General features: G+C 31.0%; 16 protein-coding genes. 11 read left to right on the top strand and 5 right to left on the bottom strand.

Features of this window, described 5'->3' with window-relative positions; genetic code table 11:
- Nucleotides 1-67 precede the first annotated feature (67 nt).
- Nucleotides 68-2,521: an alpha-ketoacid dehydrogenase subunit alpha/beta gene (locus KCTC32516_RS07970; protein ID WP_301399894.1), complete on the top strand. Its 2,454-nt coding sequence runs from the start codon at nucleotides 68-70 to the stop codon at nucleotides 2,519-2,521.
- On the opposite strand, the gene KCTC32516_RS07965 is transcribed toward KCTC32516_RS07970, so the two are convergent.
- Complete coding sequence (locus KCTC32516_RS07965; protein WP_301399893.1) at nucleotides 2,518-3,792, bottom strand: DUF2851 family protein; 1,275 nt, start codon at nucleotides 3,790-3,792, stop codon at nucleotides 2,518-2,520. The two genes, KCTC32516_RS07970 and KCTC32516_RS07965, sit on opposite strands and share 4 nt — an antisense overlap.
- 144 nt (nucleotides 3,793-3,936) lie before the next feature.
- On the opposite strand from KCTC32516_RS07965, the gene KCTC32516_RS07960 reads away from it, so the two are divergent.
- The 10 genes from KCTC32516_RS07960 to KCTC32516_RS07915 all read left to right on the top strand — a co-directional run bounded on the left by KCTC32516_RS07960 (nucleotide 3,937) and on the right by KCTC32516_RS07915 (nucleotide 12,670).
- Nucleotides 3,937-4,569 carry an NAD(P)H-dependent oxidoreductase gene (locus KCTC32516_RS07960; protein WP_301399892.1) on the top strand — a complete coding sequence of 211 codons (633 nt, stop codon included), beginning with the start codon at nucleotides 3,937-3,939 and terminating at the stop codon, nucleotides 4,567-4,569.
- Between the two features lie 148 nt (nucleotides 4,570-4,717).
- Nucleotides 4,718-6,181 (top strand): aminoacyl-histidine dipeptidase, encoded by a 1,464-nt coding sequence (locus tag KCTC32516_RS07955; protein ID WP_301399891.1) that lies wholly within the window; start codon nucleotides 4,718-4,720, stop codon nucleotides 6,179-6,181.
- 187 nt (nucleotides 6,182-6,368) lie between these two features.
- Nucleotides 6,369-7,133 carry a ParA family protein gene (locus KCTC32516_RS07950; RefSeq protein ID WP_301399890.1) on the top strand — a complete coding sequence of 255 codons (765 nt, stop codon included), beginning with the start codon at nucleotides 6,369-6,371 and terminating at the stop codon, nucleotides 7,131-7,133.
- Nucleotides 7,133-8,020 (top strand): ParB/RepB/Spo0J family partition protein, encoded by an 888-nt coding sequence (locus KCTC32516_RS07945; protein WP_301399889.1) that lies wholly within the window; start codon nucleotides 7,133-7,135, stop codon nucleotides 8,018-8,020. Before KCTC32516_RS07950 ends, KCTC32516_RS07945 begins: the two co-directional genes overlap by 1 nt.
- On the top strand, nucleotides 8,020-8,610 hold the full coding sequence (locus tag KCTC32516_RS07940; protein WP_301399888.1) for a DUF5683 domain-containing protein: 591 nt from the start codon (nucleotides 8,020-8,022) through the stop codon (nucleotides 8,608-8,610). The genes KCTC32516_RS07945 and KCTC32516_RS07940 overlap by 1 nt, the downstream gene beginning before the upstream one ends.
- 1 nt (nucleotide 8,611) lies before the next feature.
- On the top strand, nucleotides 8,612-9,313 hold the full coding sequence (gene dapB / locus KCTC32516_RS07935; protein ID WP_301399887.1) for a 4-hydroxy-tetrahydrodipicolinate reductase: 702 nt from the start codon (nucleotides 8,612-8,614) through the stop codon (nucleotides 9,311-9,313).
- An 88-nt stretch (nucleotides 9,314-9,401) separates the two neighbouring features.
- Nucleotides 9,402-11,006 (top strand): signal peptidase I, encoded by a 1,605-nt coding sequence (gene lepB / locus KCTC32516_RS07930; protein WP_301399886.1) that lies wholly within the window; start codon nucleotides 9,402-9,404, stop codon nucleotides 11,004-11,006.
- Entirely contained in the window at nucleotides 11,007-11,633 is a 627-nt protein-coding gene (locus KCTC32516_RS07925; protein ID WP_301399885.1) for a WbqC family protein, read from the top strand. It begins immediately after the preceding gene.
- A 4-nt stretch (nucleotides 11,634-11,637) separates the two neighbouring features.
- Nucleotides 11,638-12,180, top strand: a complete 543-nt coding sequence (locus KCTC32516_RS07920; RefSeq protein ID WP_301399884.1) for a Crp/Fnr family transcriptional regulator — start codon at nucleotides 11,638-11,640, stop codon at nucleotides 12,178-12,180.
- Nucleotides 12,181-12,361: 181 nt separating this feature from the next.
- Nucleotides 12,362-12,670: a DUF6122 family protein gene (locus KCTC32516_RS07915; RefSeq protein WP_301399883.1), complete on the top strand. Its 309-nt coding sequence runs from the start codon at nucleotides 12,362-12,364 to the stop codon at nucleotides 12,668-12,670.
- On the opposite strand, the gene KCTC32516_RS07910 is transcribed toward KCTC32516_RS07915, so the two are convergent.
- The 4 genes from KCTC32516_RS07910 to KCTC32516_RS07895 are packed head-to-tail and all read right to left on the bottom strand — an operon-like array spanning nucleotide 12,651 to nucleotide 17,705.
- Nucleotides 12,651-14,111, bottom strand: a complete 1,461-nt coding sequence (locus tag KCTC32516_RS07910) for an oligosaccharide flippase family protein (RefSeq protein WP_301399882.1) — start codon at nucleotides 14,109-14,111, stop codon at nucleotides 12,651-12,653. The genes KCTC32516_RS07915 and KCTC32516_RS07910 overlap by 20 nt on opposite strands.
- An 8-nt stretch (nucleotides 14,112-14,119) precedes the next feature.
- Nucleotides 14,120-15,205, bottom strand: coding sequence for a non-hydrolyzing UDP-N-acetylglucosamine 2-epimerase (gene wecB / locus KCTC32516_RS07905; protein WP_301399881.1), 1,086 nt, complete (start codon nucleotides 15,203-15,205; stop codon nucleotides 14,120-14,122).
- A gap of 5 nt (nucleotides 15,206-15,210) precedes the next feature.
- On the bottom strand, nucleotides 15,211-16,485 hold the full coding sequence (locus KCTC32516_RS07900) for a glycosyltransferase family 4 protein (RefSeq protein WP_301399880.1): 1,275 nt from the start codon (nucleotides 16,483-16,485) through the stop codon (nucleotides 15,211-15,213).
- Nucleotides 16,482-17,705: a glycosyltransferase gene (locus KCTC32516_RS07895; RefSeq protein ID WP_301399879.1), complete on the bottom strand. Its 1,224-nt coding sequence runs from the start codon at nucleotides 17,703-17,705 to the stop codon at nucleotides 16,482-16,484. Before KCTC32516_RS07895 ends, KCTC32516_RS07900 begins: the two co-directional genes overlap by 4 nt.
- Nucleotide 17,706 lies beyond the last annotated feature (1 nt).

Genomic DNA, 17,706 nt, shown 5'->3' with positions numbered 1-17,706 from the left:
ATCAAATAAAACATTTTTAAATATCAATCAAAAAAGGTATATTTGCAAAAGATTAAAACCATAACATATGACTCAAGACACTGCACTTTCTAGTTCAACAAAATTATCTTTTAATGATTTTCGAAACGAAGTTTTAAATGATTATAAAATTGCCCGTATTAGTAGAGAATGTAGTTTGTTAGGTCGTAGAGAAGTACTTACCGGAAAAGCAAAATTCGGAATTTTTGGAGACGGAAAAGAAGTGCCGCAATTGGCAATGGCAAAAGCTTTTCAAAAAGGAGATTTTAGATCTGGTTACTACAGAGATCAAACCTTTATGATGGCTTTGGACGAATTAACTGCGCAACAATTTTTTGCAGGTTTGTATGCGCACCCAAGTATAGAAGCAGAACCAATGTCGGCCGGAAGACAAATGGGCGGACATTTTGCAACGCATAGTTTAGATGAAAATGGAGACTGGAAAAATCTAACAAAACAATACAATTCTAGTGCAGATATCTCTCCGACTGCCGGACAAATGCCTCGTTTATTAGGATTGGCACAAGCATCAAAAATTTACAGAAATGTAGATGAATTAAAAAATGCTTCTACTTTTTCTACCAACGGAAACGAAATTGCTTGGGGAACAATTGGGAACGCAAGTACAAGCGAAGGCGTGTTTTTTGAAACTATAAATGCTGCTGGAGTTTTGCAAGTACCAATGGTAATGAATGTTTGGGACGATGAATACGGAATTTCGGTTCACGCAAAATATCAAACCACAAAAGAAAGTATTTCTGAAATTTTAAAAGGGTTTCAGAGAGACGAAAAAAATAACGGCTACGAAATTATTGTTGTCAACGGATGGGATTATGTGCAACTAATTGACGTGTATCAAAAAGCATCAAAAATCGCAAGAGAAGAACATGTTCCAGTTTTAATTCATGTAAAAGAATTAACACAACCTCAAGGTCATTCTACTTCTGGTTCTCATGAACGTTATAAAGACGAGAACAGATTAAAATGGGAACAAGATTTTGATTGTATCGCAAAGATGCGTTCTTGGATTTTAGATTTCGAATTAGAAGATGGCGATGGAGAAACTTTAAAATTTGTTACCTCAGAAGAAGAATTAATAGCACTAGAAAAAGATGCAAAAAAGCACGTTGGCGAGGCAAAGAGAAATGCTTGGAGTGCGTATTTAGATGAAATAAAAGGCGAAGTAAAAATAGCCCTCAATATCTTAGACAAAGTTGCTATTAAAAGCTCTAACAAGACTTTTATTCTAAAATTAAAAAACGAATTGGAAGCTATTTCTGACCCCATCAGAAAAGACATTTTAATTGCGACAAGAAAAGCGTTACGCTATCTAAAAGATGAAACTTTTGCTGAAAAGACTGTTTTACAAAACTTTATAAAAAACAAAATCAATCAAGGATTTGACTTATTCTCAACGCATTTATTGAGTGAAACCGAATTCGCAACAACAAATATACCTCCAGTACCACCAACATATAATTCTGAAAAGAAATTGGTGGATGCGAGAGTCATTATGAGAGATAATTTTGATGCTATCCTACAAAAACATCCAGAAGTTTTAATTTTTGGTGAAGATGCAGGTTTTATTGGTGATGTAAATCAAGGATTAGAAGGTTTACAAGAAAAATTTGGAGAATTAAGAGTTTCAGACACAGGAATTAGAGAAGCAACTATTATTGGACAAGGAATTGGAATGGCAATGAGAGGTTTACGCCCAATTGCAGAAATTCAATATTTAGATTATTTATTATACGCTTTGCAAATCATAAGTGATGATTTAGCAACCTTACGTTACAGAACCGCTGGAAAACAAAAAGCACCATTAATTATAAGAACTCGCGGACACAGATTAGAGGGTATTTGGCACTCTGGTTCTCCGATGGGCGGAATTATAAATAATACTCGCGGAATGCATGTTTTGGTTCCCAGGAACATGACAAAAGCCGCTGGTTTTTACAACACATTATTAGAGGGCGATGATCCAGGATTGGTTATAGAATGTTTAAATGGATATCGATTGAAAGAAGAATTACCAACCAATTTAGGTGATTTTAAAACCGCAATCGGAGAAATTGAAGTCATAAAAGAAGGAAAAGACATTACGGTTGTTTCTTACGGATCAACTTTAAGATTGGTAGAAGAAGCTGCAAAAGAATTACAACAGGTTGATATTAATATAGAGATTGTTGATGTGCAAAGTTTATTGCCTTTTGATATCAATAAAGAAACGGTAAAAAGTATAGCAAAAACAAACAGATTGTTGGTGGTTGATGAGGATGTTCCGGGCGGAGCTTCAGCATATTTATTACAAGAAATTTTAGAAAACCAAAACGGATATGAGCATTTAGACAGCAAACCAACAACATTGACTTCAAAAGCGCACAGACCAGCTTACGGAACCGATGGAGATTACTTCTCTAAACCTTCTGTTGAAGATATTTTTGAAACTATCTATAAAATAATGCACGAAGCAAACCCAACAAAGTATAAAAGTTTGTACTAAATTCTATTTAAAATTACATTTCCTATTGCGCATTGCAAACATCGTTTCTTTGCGCAATAGTTCTTTTTAAGCTGTAACAACGCTTGCGTTTCAAAAGCATTTTTAGAAAGAATCCCAAATTCTTTAAATTTAGAAATAATTGAATTTTGCTCAGGTTTTAACTGTTGAATTAATGTTAAAAATTCAGCTTCTTCTACTTCTCCTCTACTTTTTAAATAATTAAATTTCAAAGGAATTACAGAGTTAATCAACAATAAATCTACAAATGATTTTGTGCTATTTTTTGCACTTTTCAATCCTGTTTTCTGAAAGGTGTAATGTGTTTTCCAAAAATCATTTAAATCAATTGAAAAGAATTTATACATTTCTTTTACATCAGCAATTTCCATCAATTTAGAAAACAAGTTTTGGTGCTTTTGATACAAAGAAACCAATTGTGCAATTCTTATGGTCGGAAAATTTGTTGGTCTCATTCTAAAAAATTGAAATTGTCCGTTGTGAATTGGCTCTAACTTGAACTTGTATTTTAAATACTCATATTCAGTTTTTAAATCGATTGCATATTGTTCTTCAGATTTTGTTTTTAAAAATCCAGCTTGACCGAAAAATAATGCTTGTAATTTAAAAGAATCATTTTGCAATTTTCTAACGATAGAAAAATCAATAGAGTTTGCTAGATTTAAAAATGCTTCTCCATTGGTTTTCAATCCAAAATTTTTAGTCAATAATTTAAAAAGTACTGCTTCATAATCAGAATTAGAATCGTTTAATAATTGATTTATCAATACTGATTTCTCTTCCAATCGTTCAAAAAACAAACGCTCTTTCCAGTTCTCAAACACAAAAGAATCAATTGTATTAATTGTACTTTCACAAGGAATCCAACGCTGTTCTTTTGAGTACAATTTTTGATAGTTAAACAACAAATCTTTGGCAACTAATTTAGAGAGATTTATGGTTGGCAAAGACAAATTATCTTTGCTAAAAACTTCAGCATCATCTTCCCAAACAACGTGTAAAATAACGGAATCGTAATTAGCATCTTTCTCGTGTTGATGCACATACCAATCAGAAGATTTTACATGAATCTCCACATTTCCTGCCCATAAAATGTCCTCAATCTTAATTTTAGCATTTAAAAAATCTGGCCCAGAATTGGTATTATACATTCCCGGAAAAACAATTTCAATTTGATTAAATTCTGTGGATTGTAAATTTGTTTTAGAGAACAATTGATGTCTCCACACATAATGTAGAAAATCTTCCTTCATAGCTAAATATTTTTCTTTTTCGCCAATCAATTTAGAAAAAAAAATTGAGTAAAGAAAAAATCTATATAAAGATTATTAAATCTAATGAAGGATCTTCTGTATTAAATTGAATTTATGGTACTTTTGTTCAGTAAAAAAGACAGAATGAGTATTATAAAAAATTTAGAATGGCGGTATGCAACAAAAAAATTTGATGCTACAAAAGTACTGTCAGATTTACAGATAAATACTTTAAAAAAAGCGTTTAATTTAACCGCAACTTCTTACGGATTACAACCGGTAAAAATGGTTATTGTTCATAATAAAAAACTACAAGAAGAATTGGTAAAACATTCTTGGAATCAACAACAAATCTCACAAGCGTCTCATGTTTTAGTCCTTTGCATTCAGAAAAATATGTCTAGCGAAGACGTAGAAAATTATTTTTCTTTAGTCAAGAAAATCAGAAATACACCCGATGAAATTATAAATCCGTTTAAAGAATATTTAAAAAATGATATGGATGCTAAATCTGAAGTTGATTTACATTCTTGGATGACAAATCAGGCCTATATCGCTTTGGGAAATTTAATGACGGTTGCGGCATCAGAAAATATTGATTCTTGTCCGATGGAAGGATTTATTCCTGAAAAATATGATGCACTTTTAAACCTAGATAAACACAATTTAAAATCAGTTTTAGTTATTCCTGTTGGCTTTAGAGCCGAAGATGATTTTATGAAGGACTTGAAAAAAGTTCGTAAAAATACCGATGAAGTCATTATCGAAATCAATTAACAATTAGATGGACTAAAAAATACTTCTCGACTCCGCTCGAAGCGACATTTATACTTTGTCTGGTCGAGCGGAGTCGAGACCTTTTAAATACTTTAATTTTATAGAACAAGAGTAAAAGAGTACTTTTGAAACACAAAAAATAAACACCATGAACTCAGAAATAAAAAACTTAGAACCAAAAGCTGTTTGGAAGAATTTTGCAGACTTAAACACTGTCCCAAGACCTTCAAAAAAAGAAGAAAGAGTCATTGCTTTTATAGTTGATTTTGGTAAAAAACTAAAATTAGAAACTGTTGTAGATCCTGTTGGAAATGTCATCATTAAAAAACGGGCAACTGCTGGATTTGAAAACAGAAAAACAATCGTGATGCAAAGTCACTTAGACATGGTACATCAAAAAAATTCTGATACTGATTTTGATTTTGATACGCAAGGAATCGAAATGTATGTTGATGGCGATTGGGTAACTGCAAAAGGCACCACTTTAGGTGCAGATAACGGCTTAGGAGTTGCTGCAATTATGAGTGTTTTAGAATCTACAACAATAGCACACCCTGCAATTGAAGCCTTATTTACCATTGATGAAGAAACTGGAATGACAGGTGCAATGGGATTAGAAGCTGGATATTTAGACGGAGAAATTCTATTAAATCTAGATACTGAAGAAGATGATGAAATTGGAATGGGTTGTGCTGGCGGAATTGATGTTACAGCAAAAAGAAGCTATTCTGAAGAAGCAATTTCTGAAAATACATTAGCATTTACGATTTCTGTAAACGGATTAAACGGCGGACATTCTGGAATGGATATTCACAAAGGATTAGGAAATGCAAATAAAATAATGAATCGTATTTTGTTTGATGGTTTTGAAAATTTTGGTTTGCGAGTTTCAGAAATAAATGGAGGAAGTTTACGCAATGCAATTCCTAGAGAAAGCGAAGCAACGGTTGTAATTGATACCGTTTCAAAAGAACCTTTCTTTTTTGAAATGAATGAATTAATCAACAGTATTTACGCCGAATTTAAAACTATTGAGCCTAATTTATCTATTGAGATTTCTGAAGTAAATCCTCCAGAAAAAGTAATGGAATTAGGTGTTCAAGAAGGATTTATAAAATCGGTTTATGCTACATTAAACGGAGTTTACAGAATGAGTCCAGACATTAAAGATTTGGTAGAAACTTCAAATAATATTGCAAAAGTTGTTGTAAAAGACGGAGAAATTTTAGTGAATTGTTTAACGCGCTCTTCCTCAGAAAGCAATAAAATAGACTTGGCAAATTCCATTCGTGCTGCTTTTGAATTGGCTGGATTTGACGTTACTTTCTCTGGAGAATATCCTGGTTGGTTGCCAAATATCAATTCAGAAATTTTAAAAATTTTAGATAATTTATATGAAAAACTACACGGAGAAAAAGCAAAAATAGCTGCTTGTCATGCTGGGTTAGAATGTGGAATTTTAGGTCAGAATTACCCAGAAATGGACATGGTTTCTTTTGGACCAACAATTTTAGGAGCACATTCTCCAGACGAAAGAGCAAGCATTTCATCAACCCAAAAAATTTGGAAATTCTTACAAGAAATACTTAAAAATATTCCTAAAAAAGAATAAAACTCAATCAGAAAACCGTTGATAACTCAACGGTTTTTTTACGCCTTATAATGTTTATTATCTTCAATAAAATAAACATAAGTTTTTGATTTGCATATTGTTATATTTTTATTATTTTGTTAACATCTTTGATTTTAATTAACGACAAATAATTGTATTTTTACTTTTTATATAATCCGATATTTTAATGACTAAAATTATTGCAATTGCAAATCAAAAAGGCGGTGTTGGTAAAACAACAACCACTGTAAACTTAGCCGCTTCTTTAGGTGTTTTAGAAAAGAAAGTGTTGTTAATAGATGCTGACCCTCAAGCAAATGCTTCTTCGGGTTTGGGAATTGATGTAGATGTTGTAGAAATTGGAACCTATCAAGTTTTAGAACATACTGCTTCTATAAACGATGCGATCCAAAAAACTACGTCACCGAATGTTGATATTGTTCCCGCTCACATAGATTTGGTTGCGATAGAAATTGAGTTAGTTGATAAAGAGCAAAGAGAATACATGCTTCAAAAATCGCTCACAAAATTAAAAAACAAATACGATTATATTTTAATTGATTGTGCTCCTTCTTTAGGTTTAATCACGTTAAACTCTTTAGTTGCAGCAGATTCGGTTATCATTCCAATTCAGTGTGAATATTTTGCATTAGAAGGATTAGGAAAGTTATTAAACACCATTAAAAGTGTACAAAATATCCACAATCCAAATTTAGATATCGAAGGATTATTATTAACCATGTTCGATTCTCGTTTACGCCTTTCTAATCAAGTTGTAGAAGAAGTTCGAAAGCACTTTAGTTCGATGGTTTTTGATACAATTATTAGAAGAAACACACGTTTAGGAGAAGCTCCAAGTTACGGAGAAAGCATTATTGCTTATGATGCGACGAGTAAAGGTGCTGTAAATTATTTAAGTTTAGCAAACGAAATTATTAAGAAAAACGCATAATGGCAAAAGCAACAAAAAAGCAAGCTTTAGGTAGAGGATTATCTGCTTTATTAAAAGAATCTTCGGCAGACATTAATTCTGTTTCAGACAAAAATGCCGACAAATTAGTTGGTACCATTGTAGAAATCGAGTTAGAAAACATCGAAGTAAATCCTTTTCAGCCTAGAACTTATTTTGACCAAGATGCTTTAACTGAATTAGCCAATTCTATTAAAGAACTAGGCGTTATTCAGCCAATTACCGTTCGTAAATTAGAGGGAAATAAATTCCAGTTAGTTTCTGGAGAACGTAGATTTAGAGCCTCAAAATTAGTTGGAAACACTACTGTTCCGGCTTATATTAGACTTGCCAACGATCAAGAAATGCTAGAAATGGCATTGGTAGAAAACATCCAACGGAAAAATTTAGACCCGATAGAAGTTGCACTTTCTTATCAACGCTTAATTGATGAAATAAAATTAACACAAGAACAGTTAAGTGTGCGAGTTGGTAAAAAAAGATCCACCGTAACCAACTATTTACGATTGTTAAAATTAGATCCAATTATCCAAACCGGAATGCGAGATGGATTTATTTCAATGGGACATGGACGCGCATTAATCAATGTTGATTCTTCTGAAAATCAATTGAATATTTACACCAAAGTTGTCAAAGATAAATTGTCTGTAAGACAAACTGAAGAATTGGTTAAGAACCTAAAAGAAGGAAATACTGCAGCAAAATCAAAAAAGAAAACTCCTGCTTTTGTAAAAGAATCTTTATCCGAATTAAATTCCTTTTTTGGTAGTAAAGTTGATGTAAATGTAACGGCAAAAGGAAAAGGAAAAATTTCAATTTCTTTTAAATCAGAAGAAGATTTTAACCGAATAAAAAACTTATTAAAGTAGTGTTATCACTAAAAAAAATATTTTTCTTTTTATCTGTACTTATATCATTTTCTATAAGCGCACAAAAAGATTCTACGCAAGTAGATGATCTTAAAATAAAAGGGAAAATTAACATCAATAGCAATTATTTTAATCCGCTATCACCATCAAAAGCAGCATTTTATTCCGCTATTTTTCCTGGTGGTGGACAAATTTACAACAAGAAATATTGGAAAGCGCCAATTGTTTGGGGAGCAATGGCAACTAGTATTTATTTGTATTTGGATAATAACAAAGAGTATAATAGATACAGAACAGCATTTAAAATGCGTGAAGCTGGTTTAAAAGATGAGTTTACAAATGGCGATGGCTCTTTGTTAATTTCTAGAAACGGATTGATCAATGCACAAAAAACATTAAAAAGTAATCGAGATTTAGCGTTGTTAACCACAGTGGTTTTTTACGTTTTACAAATCGTTGAAGCAAGTGTAAATGCACATTTATTGCAATTTAACACCAACGATAATTTAACATTCACTCCGGTAATGATGTACAATCCTACAACCTATGAGGTTCCTAAATTTGGATTAACCTTTAAATATTCTTTTTAAGATGAAAATAGCTTTATTAGGATACGGAAGGATGGGTAAAGAAATTGAGAAAATTGCTTTACAAAGAGGGCATGAAATTGTGCTTAAAACAAGTTCTGATAGTTCTTATGATATAAAAACTGCGGATGTTGCTATCGATTTTAGTGTATCAAATTCTGCTTTCAACAACATTTCGAATTGTATTGAACACCAAGTTCCTGTAATTTCTGGAACAACTGGTTGGCTAGAAAAATATGATAAAATTGTTGCTTTATGTAAAGATAAAAATGGCGCTTTTATCTATGCATCAAACTTTAGCATCGGAGTCAATATTTTTTTTGAACTCAACAAGCAATTGGCAAAAATGATGAATTCTTTAAGTGATTATAAAATCTCTTTAGAAGAAATTCATCACACACAAAAACTAGATGCACCAAGCGGAACAGCAATTACATTGGCAGAAGGAATTATAGAAAATAGTTCTAAAACATCATGGAAATTAGACGGAGAAACATCCGAAGAAATTGTTCCTATAACTTCTAAAAGAATTGCCGATGTTCCAGGTACACATATTGTAAATTACGCATCAGAAGTTGATGCAATTGAGATAAAACACACAGCACATAATAGAAAAGGATTTGCTTTGGGAGCAGTGATTGCTGCAGAATGGATTCTAAATAAAAAAGGCGTTTTTACAATGAAAGATGTGTTAAACATAGGTTAAAGAATGTAACATTTTTCAGTAAAACGAACTAATAAACTAATATTACGATGACGTTTTCTAATAAGAAAACAATCAAAAAACACAAATTATGACATTTACAGAATGGTTTTTATTCTTTTTAGCAATACAAGCAATCCACTTTTTAGCTACTTGGAAATTATACATAAAAGCTGGAAGAAAAGCTTGGGAAGCAATTGTACCAATTTACAACGCAATTGTATTAATGCAAATTATAAATCGACCAAAATGGTGGACAATCTTATTGTTTATTCCAATTGTAAACTTATTAATGTTTCCAATAATTTGGGTAGAAACCTGTAGAAGTTTTAGTCATCATAAAAAACCAGATACAATTCTTGCCATTGCAACTTTAGGCTTTTATTTATTTTACATCAATTATTTTTCTAAAAACGAATATGTAAAAGACCGAAGTTTAGAGCCAAGAAGTGCGCTTGGAGAATGGATTAGTTCTATCACTTTTGCAATTATTGCAGCTACCTTGGTGCATACTTATTTTATGCAGCCATACACAATTCCTACATCATCATTAGAGAAAACATTGTATGTTGGCGACTTCTTATTTGTAAGTAAGTTTCATTACGGAGCAAGAGTTCCGATGACAACAGTTGCTGCTCCAATGGTTCATGACACCTTGCCTTTCTTAGGAAAATCGTACCTCTCAAATTCTAAAGATAAAAATTCGATTTTAAACAAATTATCGCTTCCGTATATGCGTTTGCCAGGAATTCAAAAAATTAAACGCAACGATATTGTTGTATTTAGTTGGCCTGCGGATTCTTTAAATTTAATGTGGGGAGATCATTCTGGAAAATTTACATACAAACCAATCGACAAAAAAACCAATTATGTAAAACGTGCAGTTGGTATTCCTGGAGATTCTTTAGAGGTAAGAGATGGTTATGTATTTATAAATGGAAAAAGAACGGTGTTGCCAGACAGAGCAAAAACTCAATATATATTTGCTGTTAATACCGGGGGAAAACAATTTAGTAGAGGAGCATTAAATAGATATAATATTAGAGAAGCTTATAGAGATAGAAATGGTAATTTAGTTACAAATGAGAAAGGAGAATTTCTTTTAAATTTAACGGATGAAGAAGCTGCTCTCATTAAAAACAATCCAATTGTAAAAAGTGTTGTAAAAAAATTAGAACCTAAAGGAACATTTAACAAAGATTTATTTCCGCACAGTCCATACTATTTATGGAGTCAAGATAATTATGGCCCAATTTATATTCCTAAAAAAGGAGATAAAGTTGAATTAAATGAAAAATCGATGCCTTTTTATGAGCAAATCATAAGAAGATACGAGCGTAATAATTTATCAATCGTTGGCAACAACTATTATTTAAATGGTAAAAAAATCACTTCTTACACCTTTAAACAAGATTATTATTGGATGATGGGAGACAACAGACAAAACTCTTTAGACGCACGTTATTGGGGTTATGTTCCGTTTGATCATGTGGTTGGAAAACCAGTTTTTATTTGGTTAAGTTGGGATCCAAATGCAAAAGGATTTGCAAAATTAGCTTCTATTCGTTGGGACAGAATGTTTACAACTGTTGGTGGAAGCGGAGAACCAGTTTCTTATTTTAAAGCTTTTTTAGTAGTTTTAATGGGTTATTTTGTAATAAATTATTACCGTAAAAAGAAAAAAGTAACCAAATAAATGTCGTTGTTTTTACCAACTTACTTCTCTCCTATTTCGCAATATATTGCGATTGTAAATTCAGACGAAGTACTTTTTGAAACAGAAGACAATTATCAGAAGCAAACCTATAGAAATCGGTGCTATATTTATGGCCCAAACGGAAAACAATTACTAAACATTCCTGTAAAACACACTTCAACTTCATCTAAAAAAAAGACAAAAGACACTTTAGTAGACAATACGGTTTCTTGGCAAAGTCAGCATTTAAAATCGATACAAATTGCGTATCGAAACTCCCCTTTTTTTGAATTTTACGAAGATGATTTACTACCCATTTTATCAAAAAAATACAAATACTTATTAGACGTAAATACTGACACGTATCTTTTTATTACGGATGCTTTACAAATAAATCAAGAATATAAAAAGACCGCAGAATATCAACTTGATGCCAAAAATGATTATCGTTTATTAGCCAATGCAAAACAAGAACATAATTGTAATTTTAAAACCTATATTCAGACTTTTGATGACAAATTTGGGTTTCTAAAAAACCTTTCTATTTTAGATTTATTATTTATGGAAGGACCAAATACTATTAGTTTTTTAGAAAATAATACTTTAACTTTGGGTGAATCAAAATAATAGCATGAATTTTGTTTCTAAATTTTTAAGCGCATATTCGCCTGATTTATCAAAAAAATCTAGGCAAATTTTTGAATCGTACATCCAATTAAAATCTTTTAAAAAAGGTGATGTTATTGTAAGTCTTGGAGAAATCCCTACAAACTTCTATATCTTAAAAACTGGTGTATTAAGAAGTTTTATGCGGGATTCTAAAGGAAAAGAACATATAAGAACTATTTACACTCCGGTTACTACTTCTGGATCATTGTCTTCGTTAATCACAAAAACACCGTCAAGTGCAATTTACGATTGCTTAACAGATGCAGAAATATTAGTTGGCGATTTTACCGCTTTTATAAAATCTACAGAAGAACATCACGATTTAGCACTATTTTACAATAGAGTTTTAGAAAGTGTTTTTATTAGAACTGAAAAAAGGATTTTTGATCTTTCTTTATTAAATGCTACTGAAAGGTATATCAAATTAAAAAAAGACATTCCAAATATTAATAATTTAATACAACAATACCATATTGCATCATTCTTAAATATAACACCTGTGTAATTAAGTAGAATTAGAAAAGAGTTGTATTCTAAATAAAACGATCTCTTAACATATGTTAACTACTAACATTAGATATTCTTCTACCTTTGGCAGAAGAATGTTCCTTGATAAATTTACTATCCCCTAGTTGTTTATTAAAAAAAAGACTTGTTTAACCACAAGTCTTTTTTATTTTTACAAAATGGAATTAAAATTTCTAGTACATTATAGCTTTCACTTTATTGTTCCTGCAATAATTGCAGGTGCGTTTTTTAAAGAAAACTGGAAAAAAGTGTACCTTATTTTTATTGCAACGATGTTTATAGATGTAGATCATTTATTGGCAAACCCCATTTTTGACCCGAACAGATGTAGTATTAATTTTCATCCATTACACAGTTATATTGCAATTGCAATTTATTTTCTATTATTGATTTGGAAAAAATCTAGAATCTTAGCGATTGGATTACTATTACACATTCTTGCAGATGCTATTGATTGCTTTTTATAAACTTATTGATGATCGTATTGATATCAGAAGAAATCTTTAATTTGTAAATACTAACCAAGTACAAAACAGTTATTAAAGTTCCTTTTAATCCGATATTAATTAGTGGATGAAATTTAAAATCCCAAAAGAAAAACAAGCCATATATAACTACTAAAATCAAAAGCAAATAGATTGTTTTAATCGTAAAAGGTAGAATATTGAATTTCTTTTTTACGTACCAAATCTTAATTGTATTAAAAAACAATAAAACAATTAATGTAGATAATGCTGCTCCGTTCATTCTATAAAGAGAAATAAACCAATTATTTAAAATAATTACAGCCAACGCCATTGCAATAGAATATGGTAATAAAATTTTATAGTATTTAGAATTCGAAATGATTGCGCCGTTATTTCCCAATGCCATTGTGTATAATTTTGCTACAGAAATCATAAACACAACCCAAATTCCTTGAGAATATTTTTCATCAATCAATAAATATCCTTGACTGATATTTAGATTTATCAGCAAGAAAAACAATCCGCAGATTAATACTAAATTAATGGATGTGCTTTTGTATAATTTATTAATTTCTAGTGCATTATTTTCGTTTAAAGCCTTTGCGGTAATTGGTTGCACAATTTGTGCCATCGCTCTTCCTGGAGCTTCTAATAAGGATGCAATATACACCCCGACAGAATAATATGCTGTGTACGCAATTGCTTCTTTTTGCGGAATCATAAATTTATCAATATCCAATAAAATTGCTCCTGCAGAACCTGCTAAAATGATATACGAAGCGTATTTAAATACTTCTTTATAATTTTCTGGCAATTGAAAAGTAAACTTTGGCGTGTATAATTTTAATGCATACAAAAGCATGATAAGTGCGCGAATAAAATAAGCTCCGGTTAAATAATAAATAAATTCAACTTGATCAATAACTTTAAAAAAAATTAATATTAACAAAATCATTACAATTATTCTAGAAAACATTTCTTTTAAAATATTTCCAAAAACCGATTGCATTTGCACTTTTGCCCAAGCATAAAAAATTTCGAAATACGCGGTTGCAATTGCCACTAAATAAATAACCCAAGTAAACTCTTTTATAATCGGGTTTTCTAAAGACAAATAGTTGCTAATTTGCTCGTAAAATACAGTTCCAAAAAATCCAAATGGCAATGCAATTAGCAATGGAAACACCAAAGATGAGCTCAAAAATTTATCTTTTTCTAGCTTAGAAGTGTACGACGAGAAAAACTTAACGATAGAATATTGTACACCAAAAGCAGTTAAAGGCATCAACAAATTTGCAGTTGATAATAAAAAAGTAACCAAACCATAATATTCGTCCGTTAAGAAATTAGTATATAAAAACAACGCATTTACACCACCAATTCCGAATGCTCCGAAAGTGATAATTGTGTTTTTAAACGATTGATTTAAAACAATTCCCAATGAAAAATTTATTTAGTTAACAATGTTAAAATAGATTGATGAATACTTTCTCCAACCCTATTCCCATAAAGTTCTTTATTAAAATCCATTTTTGCATTTTTAAACTTGTGAAATGCATGTATAATTTTAGATTGATTGCTTCCAACGATTTCTGCAAAACCGTTTTCTACCAATTCAATCCATTCGGTTTCTTCTCTTACAGTAATGCAATTTCTTTTATTAAAAAATGCTTCCTTTTGTAATCCGCCACTATCCGAAATTACGAGTTTACAATGTTTTAATAATTCTAACATGGCAAAATAACCAACAGGATCTATCAAAGTGATTTTTGGTTGAATATGATGCTGTACTAATATTTTTTTTGTTCTAGGATGCAAAGGTAAAACAACAGGACATTCTTTATTGATTTCTTCTAACGCAGCAAAAATCGATTTTAATTTCTCTACATCATCTGTGTTTTCTTGTCGATGAATTGTTGCCAACACAAATTCGTTTTTATTTAACTCTAAATCAGCAATTATAGAAGATTTTTCTGCGGATGTTTTGCTGTAATACTCCACTGCATCTTTCATAATATCGCCATTTTTCACAATTTTGATTGGCAAATTATCAAAACCTTCATTGTGTAAATTTTTGATGGCAGTTTCTGTTGGACAACACAACAAATCAGAAATCCTGTCTGTTAAAATTCGGTTGATTTCTTCTGGCATCTTCATATTAAAAGAACGTAAACCAGCTTCTATATGAATTACTTTTATATGCAGTTTTTTAGCCGCTAAAGAACCTGCAATGGTTGAGTTTGTATCTCCATACACAACAACAGCATCTGGTTTTTCATCTAATAAAACAGCTTCAATTTTCTCTAACATTTGTCCAGTCATTGCGCCATGACTTAAACTATTTATTGCTAAATTATATTTTGGTTTTGGAATTTCCATTTCATCAAAAAAAACAGCACTCATATTCGCGTCAAAATGTTGACCAGTATGAATAATAATTTCTTCTATTTGTTGATGCTGTTTTATAATTCTACTTAAAACTGCAGCTTTTACAAATTGTGGTCTTGCTCCTAAAATGGTTACTATTTTTTTCATAAAAATTACGAAACGGTTTCTTTAATGATGTGTGCTAATTTCTCAGTTAAATTTCTGCGATGATAGTGCTCTATATTGTTAGATTTTGATTCTAAATTTCCGTTTTTAAAAGAACTATACAATTGTAAAATTTCTTTTTTTAGATTTTCTACATCGTTAAAATTTACAATTGTTCCTGCATTTGTTTCCTTTAAAATCTCTGCCAAATCGCCATTTGTTGGCCCAATAGCTAATATAGGACGTTTTGCTTGTAAATACTCAAATATTTTTCCTGTAATAACGCCTTTTGCGCTTTTTACATTGTTTACTGCCAACAATAAAACTTGCGCTTTTTGTTGATATTTGGTTACTTCTTGATGCGAAACATAACCAACATCTAACACCTTTTTTATTTGATATTCTTCTAAACTATGGCGAACTTCGGAGGCTATCTTTCCTACAAATTGGATTTCATAATCAGCTGTAAAATCAGCATTCTCATTACAAATATCAGAAATTGCTTTCCATAACGAAATTGGGTTTCTATCTGCATTCATCAAACCAACATGTGTAATGGTGAATTTTTTATCTAAAGTTATTGAGGTAGAATCTATGTCGTTGTCAAATCCGTTTGTTATGACGTGAATATTCTTAGAGAATTTAGAAAAATTCTCTTTCATTGTTTGTCCGACAACTAAAACAGCATCTGATTTTTCTACAACTTCTTGCTCTAATTGTTGATGCAGTCGAATTGATTTTTTGGTCAATGGCAATTGTTCAAAATAATCAATCTCTGTCCACGGATCTCTAAAATCTGAAATCCATTTGATGTTCAATGCTTTTTTTAATTCCAATCCGATTAAATGCAAACTGTGCGGCGGGCCCGAAGTTATTACTGCATCAATTTTATGTTCTGATAGATATTTTTTTAAATACTTTACCGAAGGTTGTATCCAAAATTTACGCGCATCAGGAATAAAATAATTGGCTCTAATATATTGTAATATTTTTCCAAAAAAAGTCGGATTTGGATTTAAAAATCCTGCAGATTGTTGTGTATTTTCCTTTTTAAAAAATGATAAAATATTGTTTGGCTCCCAAATTGGTTCTTTTAAAATGGTGATATTTTTCGGAATCTCCTTTTCTAAAGAAGCATCTAAAATTGGATATTTTGGGTTTTCAACCGTATAAACAACAGGTTCAACTCCAAAATCTTGTAAGTATTTTACAAATTTCAACCAACGTTGCACTCCAGAACCGCCAGAAGGCGGCCAATAATATGTTATAATTAGTACTTTCAATTACCTAAGTTATTGTATAAATGTACTAAGTTTTTTGAAGTAAATTCCCAATTAAGTTCACCATTTAAAGATTCGTCATTTCCTTTCTTTGCTTTTTGCATGGCAACATCGTAATCAGCATGAATTTCTTCAATTGCATTTGCAAAACTCTGCGGATTTTCAGATTCAAAACACGTCCCAATTTCAAATTGATGTATCAATCTTTTCATTGGAGCACAATCAGAAACCAATAATGGTTTTCCTGATAACAAAATTTGATAAAACTTATGAGGAACAGCACTTTCTGTATGTTCGTTAGAAATATGCGGAATGATATTTACAGAAGAATTTTTCATAATATTCACCACGTTTTTAAAAGGTTCTCTCCCTCTTATTTCAACAAAATCTTGTAACTTATTTTGATTGATGATGTTTTGTAAATGGTTTCTAACATCCTTATTTGCTGGTCCGACCAACACTAAAAAAGCATTTGGAATTTTCATAGAAATTGCTTTCATTCCTAAAATAGCAGTGTGTAAACCTCTGTGCGGACCAAATCCGCCAACATAAGAAATGATGAATTTATCTTCTAAATTGCTGAAATAATTCGAAGCTGAATCGTCAAAATTTTTGATAAATTCTTTTTTTTCTGAATTAGGAACAATCACAATTTTGCTTTCAGAAATGTTGTGTTGCTCAATTAATCGTTGTTTCATTTCATCAACAACAGCAATTAAAATATCAAATTTTTTAATGATTCTAGATTCGTATTTTCGCCATCTTTTATAACTAAAAAACAAACTATTTTTTAATCTAATAATTGGATTTTTACGCCAAGAAAACCATGTCATTAAAGCGGCAGGATAATTCTCGTGTAAATCTAAGACTGTTTTTAAATGTTTTTTTTTCGCCATTAAAAAAGCAGTTTTTGCCAAGGGTAAATCGTGCACATGCAATACCTCAATTTTATTTTCTTTGATAAAATAAGGTAATTCGTCTTTAAAAAAAGGGTGTACAAAACCAACAGAAGCAATGACATCAATGATGCCTTCGTGCGCTAAATTTTTATATTCAATTTTTCGAATAATTTGAACGCCATTAACAACTTCGTATTCTTTTTCATCAGCATTTTTTTTACACAAGACAAAAACAGAATGATTATTTTCCACTAAGGTTTCAGCTTCTTTACGAACTCTAATATCTGCCGGATAATTTCCGTTCAATAGCATTCCAATATTCATA

The sequence above is a fragment of the Polaribacter huanghezhanensis genome (assembly GCF_030444335.1).
Lineage (GTDB): Bacteria > Bacteroidota > Bacteroidia > Flavobacteriales > Flavobacteriaceae > Polaribacter > Polaribacter huanghezhanensis.
Note: the sequence above shows the minus strand (reverse complement) of the source record. Positions and strands in the feature narration are given on the sequence as shown.